Below are 23,381 nucleotides of genomic sequence, written 5' to 3'. Positions count from 1 at the left end.
TTTGAAAACAGTGAGATGATTGCGTCACCCGACGAGCGCCCAGAGCTGATCCTGACCCTTGCCGGGGTTTTCTCGGCACGGGATCGGCAGGGAAATGAACTGAGCGGCCTGTCGCGGCGCGGGCAGGCGCTGCTCGCGTTCCTGTCGCAACAACCCCGGATGCGCGCCGAGCGGGCCCGTCTGGCCGATCTTCTCTGGTCGGATCGCCCGGAGGAGCAGGCGCGCGCTTCTCTTCGGCAGGAACTGTCGGTCCTGCGCAAAATCCTGCCGGAAGACCTGTTGCAGGCGAACCGGCAACTGGTCTGGCTCGATCCGCTGCGCGTTGCGATCGATGCCTCGGTAACCGGGGTGTTCCTCGACGGGTTCGATCTGGCGTCCGAAGGGTTCGAGGATTGGCTGCGCCAGGAACGGGCCGCGCCGACAGTCGCCGACGTGCCGGAGGGCATGGCGCTGCCGCCGGCCCCGGATCGCGGCGGCCGCGCCGGAGCCCCATCGCGAGAGGCGCCCAAAACGCCGGCAATGGCCATCTTCGACCGACCCTCCGTGCTTGTGGTCGGCTTCGACTGCCCCGGCGGCGACGGGTGTGATTCCTCTCTCGCGCTCGGTCTCGCGCAGGAGGTGCGCCTGAACCTGTCCTACTGGCGCTGGTTTCCGGTCATCGGACCGGAGGCGCTGGGGTACAAGACCGCCGGGGAAATCGATGTGCGCGAGACAGCCAGCGCGCTCGGCGCGGTCTATGCGCTGACCGGCGCGGTCCGCACATCGGGGGATCAGGTGCGGGTCAATGTGACGCTGACCGCAACTGAAGACGGGAAGTCGATCTGGTCGCGGCATTTCGATGGCTCGCTCGAGAATGTTTTCGATTTCGAGGAGGAGGTCAGCCGGGCCATCGTCGCGCAGATCGAACCCGAGATCTCCAGGGCGAATTCGCAGCGGCTGTCGCAGGCCCGCCCGACGGATCTGTCCGCCTGGCAGCTGTTGTTGCAGGCCGGCGACTCGCAGCGCCGTGGCGGTGAGGGCTATGGCTCCCGGGAGGCCAATGAAGAACAGAAGGCGCTGCTGCGGCGCGCGCTCGAGAAAGAGCCCGGTCTCGCCCGTGCCTGGGCCTGGCTGTCCAAATGCTATTGGCACGAGACGATCATGGGTTGGGCGAAGGATCGGGAGGCGGCGCTGAGCACCTCGCTGAATGCTTCCCAGACGGCCCTGGAGATCAATCCGACCAACTGGGAGGCGCGCGGCTATCGTGCCACCGCGCTGCTGTTCGGACGCAAGGAATTCGTTGAATCCGAGTTTCATGCCCGCGAAGCCGTGCGCCTCAACCCCTCGGATGCGACGGCGCGGCATATTCTGGGCTGTGTCCTGGAAAACGTCGGCAAGGTCGAGGAGGCCCTGGAACATCTGGAAGCGGTCTTCCGGCTCAACCCGAACCATCCCAATTCGGCCGGTGTCCTCGGCGATATCACCACGTGCCACATGCTCCTGGGAGAGACCGCCGAGGCCGTGGCCGCGGCGGTGCGCCTGATCGCGCTGGCGCCAAACTACTCGCGCGGTCTGCAGCGCGCCATTGCGGCGCTGTCGCATGCAGGGGAAATGGACCGGGCGCGCAAGGCTCTGGACCGGCTGGAGCGGATCCAGCCCGATTTCAGCGAGGACTACGTGCGCTCCACCTATCCGTTCGAAGACCCGGAGACGCTGGAGGTCTTCGTCTCGCACCTCAGACACGCCGGGGCCTTCAGTGCGGGGAGGTGATCAGGGGACGGCGGCGGCGAACCTTCCGCAGGGCAGGGTCGCCGACCCCTGCGCTGGCCTGAGGCGAGGGCTCACCGGTCGGAGAGGCCGATCCGGCGAAAGCGATCGAGATACTGCTGGCCGTTCTTCCGGATCGCGCGCGGGGTCAGTTTCAGGAAACTTTCGGCGGTGATGTCCGGGTGGTTGCTCAGCAGACGCTGCATTTCGGCCCGGGCCTCGTCCTCTCGACCGGCGGCGAGGAGCGTTCCGATCAGCGTCCGGCTGGCCCAGGTCAGGTCGGGTTTCAGCCGCATCGCCTCCCGGATGATATCCACGGCCCTGTCCGGCTCTCCGAGTTCCCGAAGCGCGGCGGCCCGGGCGATCAGCATGTTGTAGCGGAACGGGTCAAGCGGGCTCAGACGCTCGGCGGTTTCGATCGACTGCAGCGTTTTCTCGGGCACGCCGTCGTAATATTGCGCCCAGGCGAGACGCATCCAGCCCCAGGCATTGTTGGGGTCGACGCGAAGCGCGCGGCGGGCGAAGTCCAGGCCGAGGCCCGGATCTTCCGCCGTGAACGCATAGGTCCCCGCAATGGCCACCAGAGAGGGCGCGTGGTCGTCGGTGACCGACGCCGCGCGATTGGCGAGCTCATGTGCCAGGTCGTGATCGCGGTCGGGGTCGGACGACCACATATAGGTCGCCAGATGGGCGGTGGCCCAGGCCTTGTAGGCGAGTGCCGGGCCATAGTCCGGGTCCCGCGCCAGTGCCGCATCAAGCAGGTCGATCGCTTTCAGGATGCTCCGTTTCTGGCTGGCCCAGAACTGCGGCAGAGCGGTGATATAGAGCTCATAGGCGGTGCGATCTTCAGGCGGGTGCGAGCGGGCGCGGGCAATCTCGGCCGCGCGCAGGCTGGGGGCCACCTGGCCCGCCACCTGTGACGCGATCCGGTCCTGCAGATCGAAAAGATCATCGAGCCGGTCGTCGAACCGCTCAGACCAGAGCGTGTGCCCGTTCGGGCCGTTCACCAGCTGCACGGCAATCCTGACCCGATCTCCGGCGCGCCGGACCGATCCTTCGACAATATAGGTCGCCCCCAGCCGCGCCGCGGCACTGGGCACGTCCAGCCGTTCGCGCCGCAGCGCGAAGGCGGACTGGCGTGCGATCACTTCGATGTCGCGGATACGGGAGAGCGCGCCGGTGATCTCCTCGACCACGCCATCGGCGAACATGTCGTCCTCCGTCACGCCGAATTCGTCGAAGGGAAGAACCGCGAGCGTCGGGCGGGAGGCGGGCTCGGGACTGCTCGGCACCGCTGCGGTGGGTGTTTCGGAATGGGAGACGGCGTCCATCATCCGCCTTTGGCGCAGCCAGTCCTCGAATCCCTCTGAGGCAAGGTCAAACCCGCTCAGGAATTCCGCCCCGCCGGCGGCGCCGGAAATCGCGACGCGCGTTGCATCCAGCCAGACCGTCTGTCGATCCGTCCCCAGAAGCCCGTCGGGAAGGGAACGCCGCAGCAGGGAAAGCTCCTGACGCAGCGAGGCACGGGCCTGTCCTTCCGACCGGTCCGACCAGAGCAGATCGGCGATCAGTCCACGCTCGGCCCGCATGTCGGCCTGCGTCGCCAGATAGGCCAGCAGTCCACGACTTCTTCGGGACAGGCCGGCAATGTCCTGACCCTCGCCGTCATGGGCACGGAAGGTGCCGGAAACGTGGAGAGTCAGGCTGGGGCGGCTCGGCAACAGGCAGTTCCGATCTCAGGGTTTCGGGACGAGTCGTGCGATTTTACGAAAATATTGCGTCCCTGGCATCCGTTTTCACGCTGGGATTTGCGGTCTGATTGCGGCGCGGTGGCAAGCTGAATTCATCCGATATTCAGACCTGTAGGAGGATGACCCAGATGCAGACCGCAACGCTGACCGCCCGCCACGACACCGCTGAAACCGAGAAACAGAGCCCGGCGCGCCCCGGACTGCTCCTGCGCCTCCTCAACTGGATTGCCGACGCGGACAACCGCTATCGCCAGAAACAGCAGCTCAAGTCGCTTCCGGCCGAGCGGCTGGACGATATGGGGATGTCCCGCCGCGACGCCGACCGGGCCTTTTCCCGGTATGTCCCAAAGCGCGGATAGGAGCACCCGTATCCGCGGGCCGGCTGGCGAAGGACCTGTGGGGCGGCCCCACCATGGCCGCAAGCGCAGCAGGGCAGGTTCACCGCGCCGGTTTCGGCCCGACCGGGGACAGCCGGGCCGGGCGACCCGCCCGTACGGGGCGCCGCTTGGACGTCGCGCAATCGCTTTGGCCGCAAAGGCCGGCTTCGGGTCACTTCGGCATCGGGTCGGGACTGGCCGGGGTCGGAGCGTCGACAGGGCGGGTCTCGTGCCACGATAGGGTGACCCCCGCGGCTACCAGCAGCGCGCCGCTCGACTAGCGACGGCCGTCGTCGGCCGAGCCGTTCGCGACTGGCTCGCGGTTCGGTGCCTTCCTTGAAGCCCATTCGCAGGGCCTCTACGTCTGGCCACCGCGCTTTATTCGCCTCTGCTGGGTCTTTTCCCGAAGGCCTGATGCGGATGTCGCTGGCATGTGGCCTGTCCGCGCCGACAAAGCGATGGAAAGGGAGGAGGATCAGGGCGGCCGTTCCGGCAACAGGCCATGCGATTCTGTGAGCCGGTGCCCCGCGCGTAGGTTTAGGCAGGACACCCTTTGATTTTTCCTTGAAAAATCAAGTCGATGCGAATCTGGTGGTAGGCCCGGCAGGACTTGAACCCGCAACCAAAGCGTTATGAGCGCTCTGCTCTAACCATTGAGCTACAGGCCCGCCTGCCTGTTTGCGTATCACGATCCGCTTCGGCGTCAAGCCTATCCGTCGTCAAACCGTTGCATCGGGGCGCGCAATCGACTAACCCGCGCGCAATCAGCGATCGAAGGGACCGGCCGATGACGACAGGCAAGAACGGCATCACCTATGCCGAAGCAGGCGTGGATATCGACGCGGGCAATGCGCTCGTCGAACGGATCAAGCCGGCGGCCAAGCGCACCGCGCGGCCCGGCGTGGCCAGCGGGCTGGGCGGCTTCGGGGCGCTCTTCGATCTGAAGGCGGCCGGCTACAGCGATCCGGTGCTGGTGGCGGCGACCGACGGCGTCGGTACCAAGCTGCGGATCGCCATCGATACCGGCAATGTCGACGGCGTCGGCATCGATCTGGTGGCCATGTGCGTCAACGATCTGGTCTGCCAGGGGGCTGAGCCGCTGTTCTTCCTCGACTACTTCGCCACCGGCAAGCTGGAGACCGAGCAGGCGGCGCGGATCATCGAAGGCATCGCCGAGGGCTGTGCACAATCGGGCTGCGCCCTGATCGGCGGCGAGACGGCGGAAATGCCGGGCATGTATCCGGCGGGCGATTTCGACCTGGCAGGCTTTGCCGTCGGCGCCATGGAACGCGGCACCGCGCTGCCCGAGGGTGTGGCCGAGGGCGACGTGCTGCTGGGGCTCGGCTCCAACGGGGTGCATTCCAACGGCTATTCGCTTGTGCGCAAGCTGGTCGAGATCTCCGGGCTCGGCTGGGACGATGCCTGCCCCTGGGGCGAGGGCACGCTGGGTGCGGCGCTGCTGACGCCGACGCGCCTCTATGTCACCCAGGTGCTGGCGGCGATCCGGGCCGGCGGCGTGCATGCGCTGGCCCATATCACCGGCGGCGGGTTGACCGAGAACCTGCCGCGGGTCCTGCCCGAGGGACTGGGCGCGGACATCGATCTGGACGCCTGGGCGCTGCCTCCCGTCTTCGGTTGGCTGGCCGAGACCGGTGGCATGGCGCAGGCGGAACTGCTCAAGACCTTCAACTGCGGCATCGGCATGATCGTCGTGGTGGCGCCGGAGCGGGCGGAGGCATTGACCGAACTGCTCACCGCCGCGGGCGAGAGCGTCTCGACGCTCGGCACGGTGACGGCGGGGCAGGGGGTTTCCTACAAAGGGGCGCTGTCGTGAGCCACAAACGCGTGGCGATCCTGCTGTCGGGGGGCGGATCGAATATGGTCGCGCTGGTCGACAGCATGACCGGCGATCACCCGGCGCGGCCCTGTCTGGTGCTGTCGAACGATCCCGACGCCGGCGGGCTGGCCAAGGCGGCCGACCGTGGCGTGCCGACCGCCTTCGTCGAACACCGCCCCTTCAAGGGGGATCGCGCCGCCTTCGAGGCGGAGTTGATGAAACCGCTGCTGGCGGCGCAGCCCGATATCGTCTGTCTGGCGGGGTTCATGCGGGTGCTCACCGCCGGTTTCGTCAGCCAGTGGCAGGGCCGGATGCTGAACATCCACCCCTCGCTGCTGCCGAAGTACAAGGGGTTGCACACCCATGCGCGGGCGCTGGAAGCCGGCGACGCGGAACATGGCTGCAGCGTCCATGAGGTGACCGCCGAACTGGACGACGGGCCGATTCTGGGGCAGGCGCGGGTGCCGGTGCTGCCGGGCGACACGCCGGAGGTGCTGGCCGCCCGGGTGCTGGAGCAGGAGCATATCCTCTATCCCGCGGTGCTGCGGCGGTTCGCCGAAGGGGACCGGACGCCGATCTTTCTGGGCTGAGCCGCGCCAGTCATCGCCGGCGATCTGTGGATTTGCAAAGCGATCTGGAAGTGCGTATGAATCCCAAATCCGACGTCCGCCGCGATTTTCGGCCGGGTCGGACCGGACTTCAGGAACATAGAAAACGCATTTGATGAAAACGCTCACGACCACGCAGGACCTGCAAGACTTCTGCGACGCTGCCCGGACCCAGCCCTACGTTACCGTCGACACCGAATTCCTGCGCGAGCGGACCTATTATTCCAAGCTGTGCCTGGTGCAGCTGGCGATGCCGGGCGACACCGACGAAACCGCCGTTCTGCTCGACCCGCTGGCCGAGGGGATTTCGCTTGAGCCGCTCTATGCGCTCTTCCGCGATGAAAACGTGGTGAAGGTGTTCCATGCCGCGCGCCAGGATCTGGAGATCTTCTGGGTCGAGGCCGGGGTGTTTCCGAAGCCGTTGTTCGATACCCAGGTCGCGGCGATGGTCTGCGGCTTTGGCGAACAGGCCGGATACGAGACCCTGGTGCGCAAGATCGTGCATCAGCCGTTGGACAAGACCTCGCGCTTCACCGACTGGTCGCGCCGGCCGCTGAGCGATGCGCAGAAACGCTATGCGTTGGCCGATGTCACTCATCTGCGCAAGATTTACGAATATCTGGCGGCGGAGCTGGAGAAATCCGGCCGCAGCCACTGGGTCACCGAAGAGCTGGAGATCCTGACCGATCCGGCCACCTATGACATCCGCCCGGAAGAGGCCTGGCGCCGGGTCAAGACCCGCACCAACTCAGCCCGCTTCCTCGCCATCGTGCGCGAACTGGCGGCGTTCCGCGAATCCTATGCCCAGGATCACAACGTGCCGCGCAACCGGGTCTACAAGGATGACGCGCTGGTCGAGATGGCCTCGGTCAAGCCGCGCACCCATGCCGATCTGGGCGGGCTGCGCCTGTTGCTGCGAGAGGCGCGGCGCGGCGCCATCGCCGACGGTATCCTCAGCGCCATCGGCCGCGGCATCGACTGCCCCGCCGACGATCTGCCGAAACCCGACCGCAGCCGCGACAAGCTGCAGGTGAACCCGGCGCTGGCCGATCTGCTGCGGGTGCTGCTGAAGGCGAAGACCGAAAGCGCCGGTGTGGCGGCGAAGCTGATCGCGCCGAGCGCGGATCTGGACGCCATCGCCGCCGGGCTGCGCGACGTTCCGGCGATGAAGGGCTGGCGCTACGAGGTGTTCGGCGCCGATGCGCTGCAGCTCTGTGAAGGCAAGATCGCGCTGGCGGCCAAGGGCCAGACCGTGCGCGTCGTCGATCTCTGATCTGACCGGACCCGGGCGCAGGCGGTCGATGGCGGCGCGGCTGATCCGCCGCGGCGCCTGTGCTGTGGTCAGCGGCGGCGGGTTACCTGCTGATTGGTCTCGCCGCTCACCCGGATGGTCTTGATCCGGCTCAGTTGCTGTTTGCTCATCGACAGCGCCGCGCGCACCGTCCGGGAATATTCGCTCCCCTGCGGTGTCGCTTTCCTCGGATAGACCACGCGGTAGGACAGCGACAGCACGCCCTCGGCCTCTTCCTCCGCGGTGCTGATATCGCGCAGCTCCACGTCATAGGGGCCCTGCCGCTGCGCCACGCCCTCGGCGTAGATGATAGCGCCGGTATTGGTCGGCTCGACCTCGAGCTTGCTGACGGTGTAGATCGGCACACTCAGATCCTCGGGATCCGGCCGGGCGAACATGCCCTTGCCGTTTTTCTTGGGCAGCAGTGGGTTCACCGGATCTGGCTGCGCGGGTTCGATAGCCTCCGACCGGCTCTTGCCGAACCAGTTGCCGGGGTTGAGCCGCGAGTCGCGCCAGCCGCATCCGGCCAGCACCAGGCTTGCCACCAGCAGAACAGTGAGAGGTCTTTGCATGTGCCGAAACTCTTTCTTGGTCCGTCCTCTCCGACTACCGCATCGCGGCGCGGTTGAAAAGCGGCAAGCCGGGTCTGGACAGTCGCGCAGGCGGGTCTTAGGTCAGAAGCCGTCAACAACCCTGCAAGGACCCCGTCCCATGGCTGCGCCCGCCTTCGAAGAAATTGTCGAGGATTTCGAGTTTCTTGAGGATTGGGAGGATCGCTATCGCTACGTGATCGATCGCGGCAAGGCGATGGAGCCGCTGGCCGAGGCGCTGAAGGTGCCGGCCACCAAGGTCGACGGCTGTGCCAGCCAGGTCTGGCTGCACCCGGTGATCGAGAACGGCGTGTTCCATTTTGACGGCGACAGCGACGCGATGATCGTCCGCGGCCTGATCGCGGTCCTACGCGCGCTCTACAACGGGGTGCCGGTGGCGGAGGTGCCGGGGATCGATGCCCGTGGCGAGCTCGGCCGTCTCGGGCTCAACGATCACCTCTCGGCACAACGCTCCAACGGGCTCACCGCGATGATCGAACGGATCCGCCTGGTCGCCGCGGAACAGGTCTGATCGCGCGCCCGGCCCGACACCGGTGACGATCGCGGCCGGTGCCGGGTCCGTTGAGTATTTTTGCAGAGAAGAAGCAGGACGGGCGCGCCTGGGGTGTCGGCGCGCGCGCGGTTGGTTAACCCCTCATTCATCAAGGTCTGCTTCCCTAGACGCGCGGTACAGGCTGGAGAGCCGATGGCCGTCAGAGGAGAAGCCCCGCCGTCCCGCCTGAGCTGGCCGGATGGCGGGGTGGACCGAGCCCGCCCGGAGCCTTCTTCTCTGTCAAAATACTCTCGCCGAAGGCATGCGCCGCAGGCGCATTCTCTGCCTCAGCGGCCGGCCCAGTCCCTGAGGGTGGTTTCCAGATCGCCGTAGCCGGTAGAGCGCCGTTCGAAGTTCAGGCCGAGCCGGTCGGCGCAGGCGCGGGCGCGTTCGGTCAGGGCCGCATCCTCGGTCTGCGCCTGATAGACCAGCTTGGTGTAATTCCCGAAGTAGAGGTCGCGCAGCTCCGGATGCCGGTCCAGCTGCAGCGGCCGCCAGACGAAGGCGTCGAACTGGCGTACCAGGAAATCGGTCAGGTAGAAGGCGGTGGGTTCGTCTTCGGCTGCGAAACGGGCATTGCCTTCGAAGAAGGAATAGCAATGCGGCCCGGCCACCATTTCGACCCCGAGCCGGGCGCAGGCCGCAGCCAGCCGGCCGCCGGTGCCGCAGTCGGCATAGACGACATAGATCGTCCGGTAGCGCGCCCGATGGGCGTCGACGGCGGTTTCCACCGCTTCGGTGATCCGGTCGGGGTGATTGTGCAGGATCGCGGGCAGGCAGGTCAGGTCGATGTGATCCCAGCCGTTCGCCTGCCTGAGAGCCAGGATTTCCCGCGCCAGAGCGCCGCAGGCGATCAGCAGGATGCGACCGGGCGCCGCCACGGGGGGCGCGAAGCCTTCCTCCGTCAGGCGGCTGTCGGTCAGGGCGCCGCCCGGTGCCGGCGGCGGCAATCCGGGCCGCCGCGCGGGGCGGTCTTTGGACCGCCGCCGCACCATGGCTCAGGCGCTCATCGAGTTGTGTTTGCGCGCCACGAAGGTCTTGGCTGTCTCCACCGCGACGGCCGCGTCACGGCAATAGGCATCGGCCCCGATCGCCTTGCCGAATTCCTCGTTCAGCGGCGCACCGCCGACCAGCACGATATAATCGTCGCGCTTGCCCTGTTCGACCAGAGTGTCGATCACCACCTTCATATAGGGCATGGTGGTGGTCAGCAGGGCGGACATGCCCAGGATGTCGGGCTGTTCGGTTTCCAGCGCCTCGAGATAATTCTCGACCGGGTTGTTGATGCCGAGGTCGACGACCTCGAAACCGGCGCCTTCCATCATCATCGACACCAGGTTCTTGCCGATGTCGTGAATGTCTCCCTTGACGGTGCCGATCACCATCTTGCCGACCCGCGGCGCGCCGGTTTCGGCCAGCAGCGGTTTCAGGATGGCCATGCCGCCCTTCATCGCGTTGGCCGCCAGCAGCACTTCGGGCACGAAGAGGATACCATCGCGGAAATCGGCGCCGACGATGGTCATGCCGCCGACCAGCGCTTCGGTCAGGATGCGATACGGGGCCCAGCCGCGGTCCAGAAGAATATTGACGCCTTCCTCGATCTCTTCCCTGAGACCGTCGTAGAGGTCGTCGAACATCTGCTGGACCAGCTCTTCGTCATCGAGCTCGCTGAGGATGATGTCATCTTCTTCCGACATGGGCGCATTTCCCTGACAGGCGGGGAAATCCCCGCAGGTGGTGATCTGCATATCTTGATGCCACAAGCCGGTCGACGGGTTGTGATATTTGCGACACCCGCCGCGCCGCAACCGACCAACAGCGGGAAAATGCGGCGGCCGGTCGCGGGGAATTGCGCATGTTCCTTTTTTGTTCTAACGTCGGCATATGAGTCCCGATCCTGTCATAGACCCAGACCGCCGCCGCGCCCGGGGCGCCGCCAGCAATCAGCCGGGTCGCTTCGATCTCGGGCGGGTGGAGGAGGCGGACGGCTGGGATATCCCCGAACCGCGCCCCGGCTTCCGGACCGAGGTGCGCGACGAGCCGCAGCGCAGCGCGATCGCCTGGAACAAATCCCCCGATCTGCCCTTCGACCGGTCGCTGAATCCCTATCGTGGATGCGAGCATGGCTGCATCTACTGCTTTGCCCGGCCCAGCCATGCCTATCTGGGGTTGTCGCCGGGGCTAGATTTCGAAACCCGGCTGCTGGCGCGGCCCGGGGCGCCGGAGCTGTTGCGACAGGAGCTGAGCGCGAAACGCTACCGGGTGGCGGTGCTGGCGCTGGGGACCAATACCGACCCCTATCAGCCGCTGGAGGCGGAGCGGCGCATCACCCGGTCGGTGCTGGAGGTCCTGGCCGAGTTCAATCATCCGGTCGCCATCGTCACCAAGGGCACCCTGGTGGAGCGCGATCTGGACATCCTCGGCCCGATGGCCGCGCGCGGGCTGGTGCGGGTCGGGCTGTCGGTGACCACGCTCGATGCCGATCTGGCGCGGCGGATGGAACCGCGGGTGCCGCGTCCGGCGCGGCGGCTGGAAACCATTCGCCGGCTGACGGCGGCCGGGGTGCCGGTGCGGCTGATGGTGTCGCCGGTGGTGCCGGCGCTGACCGATCACGAGCTTGAGGCGATCCTGGAGGCGGGCAAGGCGGCCGGAGCCGATGCGGCGAGCTGGATCATGCTGCGGCTGCCGCGCGAGGTGTCGCCGCTGTGGCAGGAATGGCTGGCCGAACAGGAACCGGGCCGCGCCGCCCGGGTGATGGCGCGGGTGCGGGAAATGCACGGCGGGCGCGATTACGATCCGCGCTGGGGCCACCGGATGCGGGGCGAGGGCGAATACGCCCGGATGATCGCCGAACGGTTCCGCACCGCGGCCGGGCGGCTGGGATTGAACGGCAGGGTGGCGCCGCTGCGCACCGATCTGTTCCGGGTGCCGCCGCAGAAGGGCGATCAGCTGTCTTTGTTCTGACCGGCGCTTGACCGGGCGGCGGTTGGCCCCATATCGCCCTGATGACACTGAATAATCGGGGAGCCGCCATGTCGATGTGGGATCAACGCTATGCGCAACCGGGATATCTGTTCGGGGTGGCGCCGGCGGCCTTTCTGGCCGATAGGGCGGGTAGCCTGGCGCCGGGATCGACGGTTCTCTGCGTTGCCGATGGCGAGGGACGGAACTCCAGCTTCCTCGCCGCCGAAGGGCATCGGGTGACTGCCTTCGATGCATCTCCGGTCGGTCTGGAAAAGGCGCGGGGGCTCGCGGCGGAACGCGGTGTCGCGGTCGATTATCACCTTTCGGGCATCGAGGACTGGGACTGGAGCCAAAGCTTCGATGTCGTGGTCGGCATCTTCATCCAGTTCGCGGCGCCGGCGCAACGGGATCAGCTGTTTCGCTGGATGGCGCAGGCGGTGGCGCCGGGCGGGCTTCTGCTGCTGCATGGCTACACGCCGAAACAGGTGGAGTATGGCACCGGCGGACCGCGCGACCCGTCGCATATGTATACCGAGGAGATGCTGACGCAGGCGTTCCCGGGCTGGGAGCTGCTGCGTTGCGCGGCCTATGAGCGCGAGATCGACGAAGGCCCTGGGCATTCCGGCCGCTCCGCGCTGATCGATTTCATCGCCCGCAAGCCGCTCTGACCCGGCGCGTGGGCCCTGCCAGCAGCCTGCCAAAGAAAAGGCCGCCCATTGGGGCGGCCTTCGTCGTGAAAGCGGGCAGATTTACCCGTTGCTCTTTGCCATCCGCTTGCGCTCATGCGGGTCGAGATAGCGTTTGCGCAGGCGGATCGAATTCGGGGTGACCTCGACCAGCTCGTCGTCGTTGATGTAGGCAATGGCCTCTTCCAGCGACAGGGTGATCGGGGTGGTCAGCTTTACGGCCTCGTCGGTGCCGGAGGCCCGCACGTTGGTCAGCTTCTTGCCCTTCAGCGGGTTCACTTCCAAGTCGTTGTCGCGCGAGTGCTCGCCGATGATCATGCCCTGATAGACCTTGGCCTGGGCGCCCAGGAACAGCTTGCCGCGTTCTTCGAGGTTCCACAGCGCATAGGCCACTGCCTCGCCGTCTTCCATCGAGATCAGCACGCCCTGGCGCCGGCCCGGGATCGGCCCCTTGTAGGGCGCCCAGGAGTGGAACACGCGGTTCAGCACGCCGGTGCCGCGGGTGTCGGTCAGGAATTCGCCGTGATAGCCGATCAGCCCGCGCGACGGCACATGGGCGACGATCCGGGTCTTGCCGGCGTTCTGCCGCATCTCGACCAGATCGCCCTTGCGCGCGCCGGTCAGCTTTTCGATCACCGCGCCGGAGTATTCGTCGTCGACGTCGATGGTGACCTCTTCGATCGGCTCCAGCCGCTGGCCGTCCTCTTCGCGCATGATCACCTGCGGGCGGGAGATCGACAGCTCGAACCCTTCGCGGCGCATGTTCTCGATCAGAACGCCCATCTGCAGTTCGCCACGGCCGGAGACCTCGAAGGCCTCGCCGCCGGGGGTGTCGGCGATCTTGATGGCGACGTTGGATTCGGCCTCTTTCATCAGCCGTTCGCGGATGACGCGCGATTGCACCTTCTTGCCTTCACGGCCAGCCAGCGGGCTGTCGTTGATGCCGAAGGTCACGGTGATGGTCGGCGGGTCGATCGGTTGGGCGTCCAGCGGATCGTCCACGGCCAGGGCGCAGATGGTATCGGCCACGGTGGCCTTGGTCATCCCGGCGAGGCTGACGATATCGCCGGCCAGACCTTCTTCGATGTCTGCCTGACCCAGACCGCGGAAGGCCTGCACCCGGGTGACGCGGAATTGCTCGATCTTCTGGCCGATGCGGGAGATCGCCTGCACCGTCTGGCCGACCTTGACGCGGCCGGTTTCGATCCGGCCGGTCAGGATGCGGCCGACGAAGGGGTCGGATCCGAGCGTCGTGGCCAGCATCCGGAAATCCTCGTCCTGATGCTTGATCTGGCGCGGCGCCGGCACGTGGTTGACGATCAGGTTGAACAGCGCAGAGAGATCCTTGCGCGGCCCGTCGAGCTCGGCATCGGCCCAGCCGGAGCGGCCGGAGGCATACATGTGCGGGAAATCGAGCTGATCCTCATCCGCGTCGAGCGAGGCGAAGAGGTCGAAGCATTCGTCCAGCGCCCGGTCGGGTTCGGCATCGGGCTTGTCGACCTTGTTCAGCACCACGATCGGGCGCAGCCCCAGTGCCAGCGCCTTGGAGGTGACGAATTTGGTCTGCGGCATCGGGCCTTCCGCGGCGTCGACCAGCAGCACCACACCGTCGACCATCGACAGGATGCGCTCCACCTCGCCGCCGAAATCGGCGTGGCCGGGGGTGTCGACGATGTTGATCCGGGTGCCTTTCCACTCGACCGAGGTCGGCTTGGCGAAGATGGTGATGCCCCGTTCGCGCTCCAGGTCGTTGCTGTCCATGGCGCGTTCGGCCACGGCCTGGTTTTCGCGGAAGGCGCCCGATTGTTTCAGCAGCTCGTCCACCAGCGTGGTCTTGCCGTGGTCAACGTGCGCGATGATCGCGATATTGCGAAGGTCCATATGTCTTGCCTCGAATGCAGGAATTGCAGGGCGCATAGCCTGCTGCAACGCAGAAGGCCAGTGTAAATTGCCGCAGATCAGTGCCCGGTGGAGCTGGAGAACAGATTGATGACGAGAATGCCGGCGATGATCAGCCCGAGACCCAGCAGCGCCGGGGCGTCGAGCTTCTGCCCGAAGGCGACGAAGCCGATGGCGGCGATGAAGACGATGCCGAGCCCGGACCAGATCGCATAGACGATGCCGACCGGCATCAGGCGCAGCACCTGGGCCAGCAGGTAGAAGCTGACGGCGTAGCTGATCACCACCAGAACCGAGGGCCAGAGCCGGGTGAACTGCTGGCTGGCCTGCAGCGCCGTGGTGCCGATGGTCTCCGCCGCGACGGCGAGGATCAGGTAAACGTAGTGCAACGGCATCAAACACCTCGGCGCGGAACGGGCAGACGGGAACGGGGATCGGGCGGGACCCCGTTTCCTCTAACCAGAGCCGGGCGCGCGGGACAAGGGTGTCCGCGACGGCTCAGCCCGACAACGGGCCGGACCAGCTTCCGGTCGCCAGGAAATGGTCCACATCCGCGGCACCGATCCGGGCTCCCACGGCCTGACGCAGCCGGGCGCGGACCTTTTGGCCGCGGCGCCCCAGCGAATGCTGGCTGGCGGCGGCGATCTTGCGCACCTGCAGCCAGCCGGCGGCCGTCAGCTCGGCCGAGGGCAGCCCCATCGCATCGAGCAGGGCGCGCGCCGCCGGGTGCGACCGTTCGGGCGGTGCGGTCAGGTCCTCGAACCGCACATGCAGCCGCCGCCGCGCCGGATAGGCGCGATAGGCATAGAGCAGGGCGATATAGATGTTCAGCTCCTGCTCGACCCGCCGGCGCAGGGTGCGGTCGCCAAGGCAGAAATGCCGGGTCAGATCGCGCGCCAGATGCGAGGAGATCGCCTCGCGCGGGTCGCGGGTGATCAGCAGGAAATGGTCGATCAGATAGTCCTGATCGTGGCGCTGGATCTGATTGGCGAAATGCGACTTGAAGGCCACCGGATCGGCGTCGCGGATATCGATCAGCCGGGCGCGGGCATTGGCGGGGCGCTGGTAGATCGGGGCGTCCTGGGTCGCGCCGGGGCAGCCCAGCGTCGGCCGGTGAGTGGCGAATTCGATCAGGCTGCGAACCAGGTGATTGCCGCTGCGGGGATAGGATGCCAGATGCCAGGTCGGCGCCGGGATCAGCGGGAGATGTCGGCTCATGCCGCGCGCCTCCGGGGGGCGTGGAGCATGGGGCGTGTCGCGGCACCGGGGCGGCAGGCATTCATTGGGGCTGTCCTTCATGTCGTCGGGTCGTTTTGACCTTCAACGACAGCAGACAGGATTTCCGTCGCCCGGCTCTCAGGGGGGCTCCGGGTCCGCGGGGGAGGGAAGGCGCTGCCGCGCGCTGCCTCAGGTGGCGACGTAGCGGTCGCGGCGGTGGTTGAAGGCGATCACCATGTTCAGCGCCAGCGCCCCGAGGAGCGACCACAGAACGGTTTCGCCGGGGAACAGGAAAATCCCGATGGAGAAGATCACCGCATCGACGATCAGCTGGACATAGCCGGCCCTGAAGCCGGTGGTATCCTGCACCAGCAGGGCGACGACGCCGAGACCGCCCAGCGATCCCTTGTGGCGAAACAGCGCCAGCAGGCCCAGCCCGGTGGCCGCGCCGAAGATCAGCGCCGCCAGCGGTTGCGACATCGGCCCGACGGTCCAGCCCAGCGGCAGCAGTTCCGTCATCACCGACAGCAACGTCACCGAGAGTGCGGATTTGACGGTGAACTCCAGCCCCAGCCGGCGATAGGCCAGCAGGTAGAAGGGGATGTTGATCAGAAAGAACATGGCGCCGAAGGACCAGCCCGTCAGATAGGACAGGATCACCGCCACCCCGGCGGTCTGCCCGGTGATCAGCCCGGCGCTGGTCAGCACATAGATGCCGATCCCGGACAGGAAGATACCCAGTCCCAGCCCCTGCACATCGTCAAGGGCGCTGTGATCCACCGATTTCTGAACAGTCGTCTGCACGTTGGTCTGCATCGTCATTCCCACAGTCCTTTGCGGTCGAAACGTCGCTTTGCACATGCAGAAATTAGGACAGCAATGCTGACCAGTCAAGGGCCGACCTGTAACCGGTGCGGATTTCGGAGGGGCGGGAAAGAAAATGCCCGGATCCTCGGCAGAGGGTCCGGGCAGATACCACTTGCCTGCGGTCTGGCTCAGCCGGCGAGCGCCTTGTTCAGGTTCTCGTCGATCTTTTCGAGGAAGCCCATGGTGGTCAGCCATTTCTGGTCCGGGCCCACCAGAAGCGCCAGATCCTTGGTCATCCAGCCCGATTCCACGGTGTCGACGATGACCTTCTCCAGCGTCTGGGCGAAGGTCATCAGCGCGGTGTTGTCGTCCAGCTTGGCGCGGTGCTTCAGCCCGCCGGTCCAGGCGAAGATCGAGGCGATCGAGTTGGTCGAGGTTTCCTTGCCGGCCTGATGCTGGCGATAGTGGCGGGTGACTGTGCCGTGCGCCGCCTCGGCCTCGACGATCTTGCCATCCGGGGTCATCAGCTGCGAGGTCATCATGCCCAGGCTGCCGAAGCCCTGCGCCACGGTGTCGGACTGCACGTCGCCATCGTAGTTCTTGCAGGCCCAGACATAACCGCCCGACCATTTCAGCGAGCTTGCCACCATGTCGTCGATCAGCCGGTGTTCGTACCAGATGCCCTTTTCCTTGAAGGCGTCGGCGAATTCCTCGTCAAAGACCTGCTGGAACAGATCCTTGAAGCGGCCGTCATAGGCCTTCATGATGGTATTCTTGGTCGACAGGTAGACCGGCCAGCCCAGGTTCAGCCCGTAGTTCAGCGAGGCGCGGGCGAAGTCGATGATCGACTTGTCCAGGTTGTACATCGCCATGGTGATACCGGCGGAGGGGGCGTCGTAGACCTCCTTCTCGATCACTGTGCCGTCTTCGCCCTCGAACTTCAGGGTGATCTTGCCGGCGCCGGGAAAGCGGAAATCGGTGCATTTGTACTGATCGCCAAAGGCGTGGCGGCCGACCACGATGGGCTTGGTCCAGCCCGGCACCAGCCGTGGCACGTTGCGGCAGATGATCGGAGCGCGGAACACCACGCCGCCCAGGATGTTGCGGATGGTGCCGTTGGGGCTGGGGTACATCCGTTTCAGGCCGAATTCCTCGACCCGCGCCTCGTCGGGGGTGATGGTGGCGCATTTGACGCCGACGCCGACCTCTTTGATCTTCATGGCGGCGTCCACGGTGATCTGGTCGTCGGTGCGGTCACGCTCGGTGATGCCTAGGTCGTAATAGAGCAGATCGACATCCAGGTAGGGGAGGATCAGTTTCTTCTTGATGAAGTCCCAGATGATCCGGGTCATTTCGTCGCCGTCGATATCGACGATCGGGTTGTTCACCTTGATCTTGGTCATCGGTGCGGTCCCTGTGCTGCGGTGGAGGAGGCTCCGGGAGGGGAGTCGGGCGCGGTGTAGCGCAATTCCGCAGCGCAGAAAAGAATGTATGCGAAGGTATACCGATTTGTCGCACAGATTTTACCCGGCTCGGCGACGCCGCCGGGTCTTGCGGCAGCTTCAGCTGGTGCGGCGGGCGAAGAAGGCGGCGAGCTTGGGTTGCAGCCAGGCCCATAGACCCGGCGCGCCGCGGCTGATGGGGGCACCGACGCGGGTCTCCATCTGGGCCAGGGTGACGTTGTAGTCGTCCCAGCTGCCGCCGCCGTTCTCCAGATTGATCACCGGGCTCTGGAACCGGTCGATGGCCTTGGCGAACTGCGCATCCGGGGTCTCTGCAGCTTCGAATTCACGCCACAGGGTCAGAAAGCTTTCGGCCTGATCGGCCGGCAGCAGACCGAAGAGACGCTGCGCCGCGGCCTCTTCCTTGGCGGCCATGGCGGCGTGATCGACTTGCCCGTGAATCGGCGCGTCGCCGGCGTCGATCTCGACGATGTCGTGCAGCAGAAGCATCTTCAGCACCCGGTCGATATCGACCCCGGGGCCGGCCTGATCGGCCAGCACCAGCGCGTGCAGCATGATGTGCCAGCTGTGTTCGGCGGAGTTTTCGAACCGGCCGTTGCCGATCAGCCGCGTGGCGCGGTCGATCGATTTCAGCTTGTCGGTTTCCTTCAGAAAGTCGATCTGCGCGTCCAGCCGCGCGGTGGGCGTATCGGTCATGTCGGGCTTTCTGTCGGCGGTCGCGGGGAGGCTGGTCCCCCGCGACGGGGATTGGAGGCTGAGCCGGGCGGGCCCTTAGCGGGTGTTTTCCGTCAGCCGGCGCTTCACATAGCTGGTGACATCGCCGATCATCGTATCCATGTGTTCGCCCTGGAAGAAATGATCCGCCCCGGGGATTTCCTGATGGGTGATGGTGATGCCCTTCTGCTCGTGCAGCTTGTTCACCAGTGCCGTGGTATCGGCGGGCGGCGCCACGCGGTCGGCGTCGCCGTTGATGATCAGGCCCGAGGACGGGCAGGGCGCCAGGAAGGAGAAATCGTACATGTTCGCAGGCGGCGAGACCGAGATGAAGCCGGTGATCTCCGGCCGGCGCATCAGCAGCTGCATGCCGATCCAGGCCCCGAAGGAGAACCCGGCAACCCAGCAATGCTTGGAGTTGTTGTTCATCGACTGCAGGTAATCCAGCGCGGCCGCGGCATCCGACAGCTCTCCGACGCCCTGATCGTATTCGCCCTGGCTGCGGCCGACACCGCGGAAATTGAACCGCAGCACCGTGAAGCCCATGTTATAAAAGGCATAGTGCAGGTTGTAGACGACCTTGTTGTTCATGGTGCCGCCGAACTGCGGATGCGGATGCAGCACGATGGCGATGGGGGCGTCTTTTTCCTTTTGCGGGTGATAGCGGCCTTCCAGGCGGCCTTCGGGTCCGGCGAAAATCACCTCGGGCATATTGGGCGTCTGTCCTGTTTTGGTCGGAGGGTGTCCCGGACATTCTTGACAGAATTCCTAAGGCACCTTAGAACGTTTCTAACTTTTTGCGCAGGGCGGGGTCTTGCGCTGTCCCGCGGACATACGCATTGACAGGCGCAACGTCAAGAATCGCGTGTAAAATCTGGTCTGGAGGCCGCGAACATGAAGCTGTCAACCAAGGGACGCTACGCGATGGTGGCGTTGGCGGATATTGCGCTGCAGCCCGAGGGGGCGCTGGTGACGCTCGGCGATATCTCGCTGCGGCAGAAGATTTCGCTGCCTTATCTGGAACAGCTCTTCGTCAAGCTGCGCCGCGCCGATCTGGTGACCTCGGTGCGGGGGCCGGGCGGCGGCTATCGTTTGGCGCGGCCGTCGACGGAGATTCGCGTCGTCGATGTGCTGGCGGCGGTCGACGAGACGGTCGATGCGATGCACAAGGGCGCCGGTGCCTCGGGCGGGTCGTCGGGCAGCCGGGCGCAGTCGCTGACCAACAGGCTGTGGGAAAGCCTCAGCGCGCATGTCTATGTCTTCCTGCATCAGACCAGCCTGGCCGATGTGGTGGAAAACGGGCTGGCGCCCTGTCCGGCGGTGCCCTCGATCTTTGCCGTGGTCGACGCGGAGTAGGGTGATGTCGGTGAAACCGCGGGTCTATCTGGATTACAACGCCACCGTTCCGCTGCGCCGCGAGGCGCGCGAGGCGATGATCGCGGCGATGGATCTGGCCGGCAACCCCTCCAGCGTGCATGCCGAGGGGCGCGCCGCCAAGGGGCTGATCGAACGCGCCCGCGGCCAGGTGGCGGCGGCCTTTGGCGCCGAGGGGGCGGATGTGATCTTCACCTCCGGCTCGACCGAGGCGGCGGCGCTGGCCTGCGCCGGGCGCGGACTGCATGGCGCGGCGGTGGAACACGACGCGATCCGGGCATGGATAACCGAGGATCTGGCGGTGGACCGTGACGGCCGGGTGCAGATGTCCGATCCGGGGCGGAGCGTGCTGCAGGCAGCGAATTCCGAAACCGGGGTGCTGCAACGGTTGCCCGAGGGGCTGGCGGTAACCGATGCCACCCAGGCCTTCGGCAAGATCCCCTTCGCCTTCAACTGGTGCGGGGCGGAGATGGCGATGATTTCGGCCCATAAGCTCGGCGGTCCGAAGGGGGTCGGGGCGCTGGTGATCCGGCGCGGCACCGATCTGGCGGCGCAGATCCGCGGTGGTGGCCAGGAAATGGGGCGCCGCTCCGGCACCGAGAATACCATCGGCATCGCCGGTTTCGGCGCGGCGGCCGAGGCGGCGGCGCGCGATCTGGCCGACGGGGTCTGGACCGGGGTCGAAAAACTTAGAAATATTCTAGAGTCATCTATTGCCGATATGGCGCCAGCGACTATTTTCGTGGGCAAATCGGCGGCGCGCCTGCCGAACACCAGTTGCTTTGCCACCCCCGGCTGGAAGGGGGAAACACAGGTGATGCAGATGGATCTGGCGGGCTTCGCCATCAGCGCCGGCAGCGCCTGTTCCAGCGGCAAGGCCAAGGCCAGTGAGGCGCTGACGGCAATGGGATATGATGCGGCCACGGCCGGTGGCGCGATCCGCGTTTCGCTGGGGCCTGCAACAACCGAAGAAGATGTGCTGCGCTTTGCCGAAGCGTGGGGCGAAAAACAAAAGAAACATCGCGCCCGCGCGGCGTGAGGTCAGGAGTGAAGCAGATGGTCGCGATAGATCAGACTGGGGTCAAAGAAGGGGTCGATCAGGAGACGGTCGATGCGGTGCGCGATGTGGGCGGCACCTATAAATACGGCTGGGAAACCGAGATCGAGACCGACTATGCCCCCAAGGGGCTGACCGAGGACATCGTGCGGCTGATCTCCGACAAGAACGGCGAGCCGGAGTGGATGACAGAATGGCGTCTCGAGGCCTATGCCCGCTGGCTGAAGATGAAAGAGCCCGACTGGGCGATGATCGACTATCCCGAGATCGATTTCCAGGACCAGTATTACTATGCCCGGCCGAAAAGCATGGAGGTCAAGCCGAAGTCGCTGGACGAGGTCGACCCCAAGCTGCTGGCCACCTATGAAAAGCTCGGCATCCCGCTGAAGGAACAGATGATCCTGGCCGGTGTCGAAGGGGCGGAGAACATGCCCACCGAGGGCCGCAAGGTCGCGGTGGACGCGGTGTTCGATTCCGTCTCGGTCGGCACCACCTTCCAGGCGGAGCTGCAGAAGGCCGGCGTGATCTTCTGTTCGATCTCCGAGGCGATCAAGGAACATCCCGAGCTGGTGCGGAAATACCTCGGGTCGGTCGTGCCGGTCTCCGACAACTTCTATGCCACGCTGAACTCCGCCGTCTTCTCCGATGGCTCCTTCGTCTATGTGCCGCCCGGCGTGCGCTGCCCGATGGAACTGAGCACCTATTTCCGCATCAACGCGGAGAACACCGGTCAGTTCGAACGCACGCTGATCATCGCCGACAAGGGATCTTACGTGTCCTATCTGGAGGGCTGCACGGCGCCCCAGCGGGACAAGTCCCAGCTGCACGCCGCGGTGGTGGAGATCATCATCGAGGAAGACGCCGAGGTGAAATATTCCACCGTCCAGAACTGGTATCCGGGCGACGAGAACGGCAAGGGCGGCATCTATAACTTCGTCACCAAGCGCGCCGATTGCCGCGGTGACCGCGCCAAGGTGATGTGGACGCAGGTGGAAACCGGCTCTGCCGTGACCTGGAAATACCCCTCCTGCATCCTGCGCGGCGACGACAGCCAGGGCGAATTCTATTCGATCGCCATCGCCAACAATTACCAGCAGGCCGATACCGGCACCAAGATGATCCACCTGGGCAAGAACACCCGGTCGCGGATCGTGTCCAAGGGGATCTCGGCCGGTAAGGCGCAGAACACCTATCGCGGGCTGGTGTCGATGCATCCGAAGGCGAAGAACAGCCGCAACTACACCCAATGCGACAGCCTGCTGATCGGCAACCAGTGCGGCGCCCATACGGTCCCGTACATCGAGGTGAAGAACAACTCCTCGCGGGCGGAACACGAGGCGACGACCTCCAAGGTGGACGAGGATCAGCTGTTCTACTGCCGATCGCGCGGCATGGACGAGGAAGAGGCCGTGGCGCTGGTGGTCAACGGGTTCTGCAAGGACGTGCTGCAGGCGCTGCCGATGGAATTCGCCATGGAAGCCCAGCAGCTGGTGGCGATCAGCCTGGAAGGGTCCGTGGGATGAGCATGGACGGCCCCGATCCGCAGGGGAAGGCAGTGCCCGGCCGTCGGCTGTTGCCGGAGCGTGTCGCCTATCTGCGCGACCGGCTGGCGCCGGCGCGGCCGCTGCGCATCCTCGACGTCGGGGCCAATCCGATCAATACGCCCGATTACGATCCGCTGTTGACACTCGGCGGTTGCGAGGTCTGGGGGTTCGAGCCGGAAGAGAAGGCCTTTGCCGCACTCGAGGCCAATCCGCGGCCGGGGGCGCATTACATCAACAAGGCAGTGGGGGCGCCCGGCAAGGGCACCTTCCACATGCATCCGCAGAACGGGCTGGGATCGCTCTATCCGATCCGGGAACAGTCGGTGGCCTTTCTTGGCCATCCCGGCTGGTATCGCCCCGAGGCGCCTCAGGCAGAGATCGATCTGGTGGCGCTGGACGATCTGGACGATCTGCCGCCGCCCGACCTGCTGAAGATCGACATTCAGGGCGGGGAGCTGGACGTGATCCGGCACGGCCGGCAGAAGCTGTCGCAGGCGGTCTGCATCATCCCCGAGGTGCGGTTCTATCGCATGTATGAGGGCGAACCGCTCTGGGGCAAGCTGGATGTGGAGCTGCACGAACAGGGTTTCGTGCTGCACAAGCTGATGTTCGCCAAACCCTCTATGGTGGCAAATTCGCAGGCCAAAGCCTTGAAAGGAAAGGCTGTTCGCAGTCAGTTGATCGATGGTGACGCGGTCTATATCCGTAACCCGGAGGCGCCCGGGGAATGGAGCGATGCGCAGTGGACGCAGCTGGCGATCGCCGCCGGCACGGTGTTTGACAGTTTCGACCTGGCGATCCATTGCCTCGACCGGCTGGAAGAGCGTGGCGTGATCGGTCCCGAGGTTGCCGAAGGGTTTCTGCAGTTTTTGCCGGATTGGATGAAGAGTTAAGGCCAGCGG

23 protein-coding genes and 1 tRNA gene are annotated in these 23,381 nt (G+C 65.6%); 12 read left to right on the top strand and 12 right to left on the bottom strand.

From position 1 onward, the window contains the following. The first annotated feature begins 15 nt into the window (after nucleotides 1-15). Nucleotides 16-1,749: a tetratricopeptide repeat protein gene (locus QO033_RS11850; RefSeq protein ID WP_284481185.1), complete on the top strand. Its 1,734-nt coding sequence runs from the start codon at nucleotides 16-18 to the stop codon at nucleotides 1,747-1,749. A gap of 71 nt (nucleotides 1,750-1,820) precedes the next feature. Here the strand turns inward: QO033_RS11850 and QO033_RS11845 are convergent, their stop codons facing one another. Next, nucleotides 1,821-3,467 carry a tetratricopeptide repeat protein gene (locus QO033_RS11845; RefSeq protein ID WP_284481184.1) on the bottom strand — a complete coding sequence of 549 codons (1,647 nt, stop codon included), beginning with the start codon at nucleotides 3,465-3,467 and terminating at the stop codon, nucleotides 1,821-1,823. A gap of 149 nt (nucleotides 3,468-3,616) precedes the next feature. Between QO033_RS11845 and QO033_RS11840 the strand changes: the two genes are divergently transcribed. Continuing rightward, nucleotides 3,617-3,856, top strand: a complete 240-nt coding sequence (locus QO033_RS11840; protein ID WP_284481183.1) for a hypothetical protein — start codon at nucleotides 3,617-3,619, stop codon at nucleotides 3,854-3,856. Nucleotides 3,857-4,466: 610 nt separating this feature from the next. Here QO033_RS11840 and QO033_RS11835 read toward each other — a convergent pair. Beyond that, nucleotides 4,467-4,542 (bottom strand) — tRNA-Ile (locus tag QO033_RS11835). 119 nt (nucleotides 4,543-4,661) lie between these two features. Between QO033_RS11835 and purM the strand changes: the two genes are divergently transcribed. The 3 genes from purM to rnd all read left to right on the top strand — a co-directional run bounded on the left by purM (nucleotide 4,662) and on the right by rnd (nucleotide 7,592). After that, entirely contained in the window at nucleotides 4,662-5,708 is a 1,047-nt protein-coding gene (gene purM / locus QO033_RS11830; protein ID WP_284481182.1) for a phosphoribosylformylglycinamidine cyclo-ligase, read from the top strand. Then, entirely contained in the window at nucleotides 5,705-6,301 is a 597-nt protein-coding gene (gene purN / locus QO033_RS11825; protein WP_284481181.1) for a phosphoribosylglycinamide formyltransferase, read from the top strand. Before purM ends, purN begins: the two co-directional genes overlap by 4 nt. A gap of 133 nt (nucleotides 6,302-6,434) precedes the next feature. Then, the gene (gene rnd, locus QO033_RS11820) at nucleotides 6,435-7,592 is read left to right on the top strand and encodes a ribonuclease D (protein ID WP_284481180.1); all 1,158 of its coding nucleotides are present in this window, start codon (nucleotides 6,435-6,437) and stop codon (nucleotides 7,590-7,592) included. Between the two features lie 68 nt (nucleotides 7,593-7,660). Here rnd and QO033_RS11815 read toward each other — a convergent pair whose 3' ends face one another. Continuing rightward, a complete protein-coding gene (locus tag QO033_RS11815) occupies nucleotides 7,661-8,182 on the bottom strand; it encodes a hypothetical protein (RefSeq protein ID WP_284481179.1) in 522 nt (173 codons plus the stop codon). A gap of 139 nt (nucleotides 8,183-8,321) precedes the next feature. Between QO033_RS11815 and QO033_RS11810 the strand changes: the two genes are divergently transcribed. Then, entirely contained in the window at nucleotides 8,322-8,732 is a 411-nt protein-coding gene (locus tag QO033_RS11810; protein ID WP_284481178.1) for a SufE family protein, read from the top strand. A gap of 308 nt (nucleotides 8,733-9,040) precedes the next feature. On the opposite strand, the gene QO033_RS11805 is transcribed toward QO033_RS11810, so the two are convergent. Together QO033_RS11805 and QO033_RS11800 are read right to left on the bottom strand one after the other, a co-directional pair. After that, nucleotides 9,041-9,748: a DUF1638 domain-containing protein gene (locus QO033_RS11805; protein WP_407682111.1), complete on the bottom strand. Its 708-nt coding sequence runs from the start codon at nucleotides 9,746-9,748 to the stop codon at nucleotides 9,041-9,043. A gap of 3 nt (nucleotides 9,749-9,751) precedes the next feature. Beyond that, the gene (locus QO033_RS11800; protein ID WP_284481176.1) at nucleotides 9,752-10,450 is read right to left on the bottom strand and encodes a corrinoid protein; all 699 of its coding nucleotides are present in this window, start codon (nucleotides 10,448-10,450) and stop codon (nucleotides 9,752-9,754) included. A 187-nt stretch (nucleotides 10,451-10,637) separates the two neighbouring features. Here QO033_RS11800 and QO033_RS11795 point away from each other — a divergent pair, with 187 nt between their 5' ends. Both QO033_RS11795 and QO033_RS11790 read left to right on the top strand, forming a co-directional pair. Further along, a complete protein-coding gene (locus QO033_RS11795) occupies nucleotides 10,638-11,717 on the top strand; it encodes a PA0069 family radical SAM protein (protein ID WP_284481175.1) in 1,080 nt (359 codons plus the stop codon). Nucleotides 11,718-11,791: 74 nt separating this feature from the next. Next, a complete protein-coding gene (locus QO033_RS11790) occupies nucleotides 11,792-12,385 on the top strand; it encodes an SAM-dependent methyltransferase (RefSeq protein ID WP_284481252.1) in 594 nt (197 codons plus the stop codon). 81 nt (nucleotides 12,386-12,466) lie between these two features. Here QO033_RS11790 and typA read toward each other — a convergent pair whose 3' ends face one another. The 7 genes from typA to QO033_RS11755 form a co-directional block, all read right to left on the bottom strand. Next, complete coding sequence (gene typA, locus QO033_RS11785; RefSeq protein ID WP_284481174.1) at nucleotides 12,467-14,284, bottom strand: translational GTPase TypA; 1,818 nt, start codon at nucleotides 14,282-14,284, stop codon at nucleotides 12,467-12,469. A gap of 77 nt (nucleotides 14,285-14,361) precedes the next feature. Further along, complete coding sequence (locus QO033_RS11780) at nucleotides 14,362-14,697, bottom strand: SMR family transporter (RefSeq protein WP_284481173.1); 336 nt, start codon at nucleotides 14,695-14,697, stop codon at nucleotides 14,362-14,364. Nucleotides 14,698-14,800: 103 nt separating this feature from the next. Next, nucleotides 14,801-15,520 carry a sulfotransferase family protein gene (locus QO033_RS11775; RefSeq protein ID WP_284481172.1) on the bottom strand — a complete coding sequence of 240 codons (720 nt, stop codon included), beginning with the start codon at nucleotides 15,518-15,520 and terminating at the stop codon, nucleotides 14,801-14,803. A gap of 189 nt (nucleotides 15,521-15,709) precedes the next feature. Further along, nucleotides 15,710-16,342, bottom strand: coding sequence for a YitT family protein (locus tag QO033_RS11770; RefSeq protein ID WP_284481171.1), 633 nt, complete (start codon nucleotides 16,340-16,342; stop codon nucleotides 15,710-15,712). A gap of 173 nt (nucleotides 16,343-16,515) precedes the next feature. Then, complete coding sequence (locus QO033_RS11765) at nucleotides 16,516-17,730, bottom strand: NADP-dependent isocitrate dehydrogenase (RefSeq protein ID WP_284481170.1); 1,215 nt, start codon at nucleotides 17,728-17,730, stop codon at nucleotides 16,516-16,518. 159 nt (nucleotides 17,731-17,889) lie between these two features. Next, a complete protein-coding gene (locus QO033_RS11760) occupies nucleotides 17,890-18,486 on the bottom strand; it encodes an HD domain-containing protein (protein WP_284481169.1) in 597 nt (198 codons plus the stop codon). 75 nt (nucleotides 18,487-18,561) lie between these two features. Continuing rightward, nucleotides 18,562-19,215 carry an alpha/beta hydrolase gene (locus tag QO033_RS11755; protein WP_284481168.1) on the bottom strand — a complete coding sequence of 218 codons (654 nt, stop codon included), beginning with the start codon at nucleotides 19,213-19,215 and terminating at the stop codon, nucleotides 18,562-18,564. Between the two features lie 183 nt (nucleotides 19,216-19,398). Between QO033_RS11755 and iscR the strand changes: the two genes are divergently transcribed. The 4 genes from iscR to QO033_RS11735 are packed head-to-tail and all read left to right on the top strand — an operon-like array spanning nucleotide 19,399 to nucleotide 23,372. Continuing rightward, complete coding sequence (gene iscR, locus QO033_RS11750; protein WP_284481167.1) at nucleotides 19,399-19,860, top strand: Fe-S cluster assembly transcriptional regulator IscR; 462 nt, start codon at nucleotides 19,399-19,401, stop codon at nucleotides 19,858-19,860. A gap of 4 nt (nucleotides 19,861-19,864) precedes the next feature. After that, on the top strand, nucleotides 19,865-20,917 hold the full coding sequence (locus QO033_RS11745; RefSeq protein ID WP_284481166.1) for a cysteine desulfurase family protein: 1,053 nt from the start codon (nucleotides 19,865-19,867) through the stop codon (nucleotides 20,915-20,917). 17 nt (nucleotides 20,918-20,934) lie between these two features. Further along, nucleotides 20,935-22,458: a Fe-S cluster assembly protein SufB gene (sufB, locus tag QO033_RS11740; protein WP_284481165.1), complete on the top strand. Its 1,524-nt coding sequence runs from the start codon at nucleotides 20,935-20,937 to the stop codon at nucleotides 22,456-22,458. After that, nucleotides 22,455-23,372: an FkbM family methyltransferase gene (locus tag QO033_RS11735; protein ID WP_284481164.1), complete on the top strand. Its 918-nt coding sequence runs from the start codon at nucleotides 22,455-22,457 to the stop codon at nucleotides 23,370-23,372. The genes sufB and QO033_RS11735 overlap by 4 nt, the downstream gene beginning before the upstream one ends. Nucleotides 23,373-23,381: the final 9 nt, after the last annotated feature.

The organism is Pseudodonghicola flavimaris (genome assembly GCF_030164425.1).
In the GTDB taxonomy this organism is placed as follows: Bacteria; Pseudomonadota; Alphaproteobacteria; order Rhodobacterales; family Rhodobacteraceae; genus Pseudodonghicola; species Pseudodonghicola flavimaris.
The sequence above is the reverse complement of the archived record's forward strand: the minus strand, read 5'-3'. Positions and strand labels throughout refer to the sequence as shown.

Coding starts and splice junctions, on each gene's coding strand:
- QO033_RS11850 (WP_284481185.1), top strand. CDS start 16: ATGATTGCGTCACCCGACGAGCGCCCAGAGCTGATCCTGACCCTTGCC.
- QO033_RS11840 (WP_284481183.1), top strand. CDS start 3,617: ATGACCCAGATGCAGACCGCAACGCTGACCGCCCGCCACGACACCGCT.
- purM (WP_284481182.1), top strand. CDS start 4,662: ATGACGACAGGCAAGAACGGCATCACCTATGCCGAAGCAGGCGTGGAT.
- rnd (WP_284481180.1), top strand. CDS start 6,435: ATGAAAACGCTCACGACCACGCAGGACCTGCAAGACTTCTGCGACGCT.
- QO033_RS11815 (WP_284481179.1), bottom strand. CDS start 8,182: ATGCAAAGACCTCTCACTGTTCTGCTGGTGGCAAGCCTGGTGCTGGCC.
- QO033_RS11810 (WP_284481178.1), top strand. CDS start 8,322: ATGGCTGCGCCCGCCTTCGAAGAAATTGTCGAGGATTTCGAGTTTCTT.
- QO033_RS11805 (WP_407682111.1), bottom strand. CDS start 9,748: ATGGTGCGGCGGCGGTCCAAAGACCGCCCCGCGCGGCGGCCCGGATTG.
- QO033_RS11800 (WP_284481176.1), bottom strand. CDS start 10,450: ATGTCGGAAGAAGATGACATCATCCTCAGCGAGCTCGATGACGAAGAG.
- QO033_RS11795 (WP_284481175.1), top strand. CDS start 10,638: ATGAGTCCCGATCCTGTCATAGACCCAGACCGCCGCCGCGCCCGGGGC.
- QO033_RS11790 (WP_284481252.1), top strand. CDS start 11,792: ATGTGGGATCAACGCTATGCGCAACCGGGATATCTGTTCGGGGTGGCG.
- typA (WP_284481174.1), bottom strand. CDS start 14,284: ATGGACCTTCGCAATATCGCGATCATCGCGCACGTTGACCACGGCAAG.
- QO033_RS11780 (WP_284481173.1), bottom strand. CDS start 14,697: ATGCCGTTGCACTACGTTTACCTGATCCTCGCCGTCGCGGCGGAGACC.
- QO033_RS11775 (WP_284481172.1), bottom strand. CDS start 15,520: ATGAGCCGACATCTCCCGCTGATCCCGGCGCCGACCTGGCATCTGGCA.
- QO033_RS11770 (WP_284481171.1), bottom strand. CDS start 16,342: ATGACGATGCAGACCAACGTGCAGACGACTGTTCAGAAATCGGTGGAT.
- QO033_RS11765 (WP_284481170.1), bottom strand. CDS start 17,730: ATGACCAAGATCAAGGTGAACAACCCGATCGTCGATATCGACGGCGAC.
- QO033_RS11760 (WP_284481169.1), bottom strand. CDS start 18,486: ATGACCGATACGCCCACCGCGCGGCTGGACGCGCAGATCGACTTTCTG.
- QO033_RS11755 (WP_284481168.1), bottom strand. CDS start 19,215: ATGCCCGAGGTGATTTTCGCCGGACCCGAAGGCCGCCTGGAAGGCCGC.
- iscR (WP_284481167.1), top strand. CDS start 19,399: ATGAAGCTGTCAACCAAGGGACGCTACGCGATGGTGGCGTTGGCGGAT.
- QO033_RS11745 (WP_284481166.1), top strand. CDS start 19,865: ATGTCGGTGAAACCGCGGGTCTATCTGGATTACAACGCCACCGTTCCG.
- sufB (WP_284481165.1), top strand. CDS start 20,935: ATGGTCGCGATAGATCAGACTGGGGTCAAAGAAGGGGTCGATCAGGAG.
- QO033_RS11735 (WP_284481164.1), top strand. CDS start 22,455: ATGAGCATGGACGGCCCCGATCCGCAGGGGAAGGCAGTGCCCGGCCGT.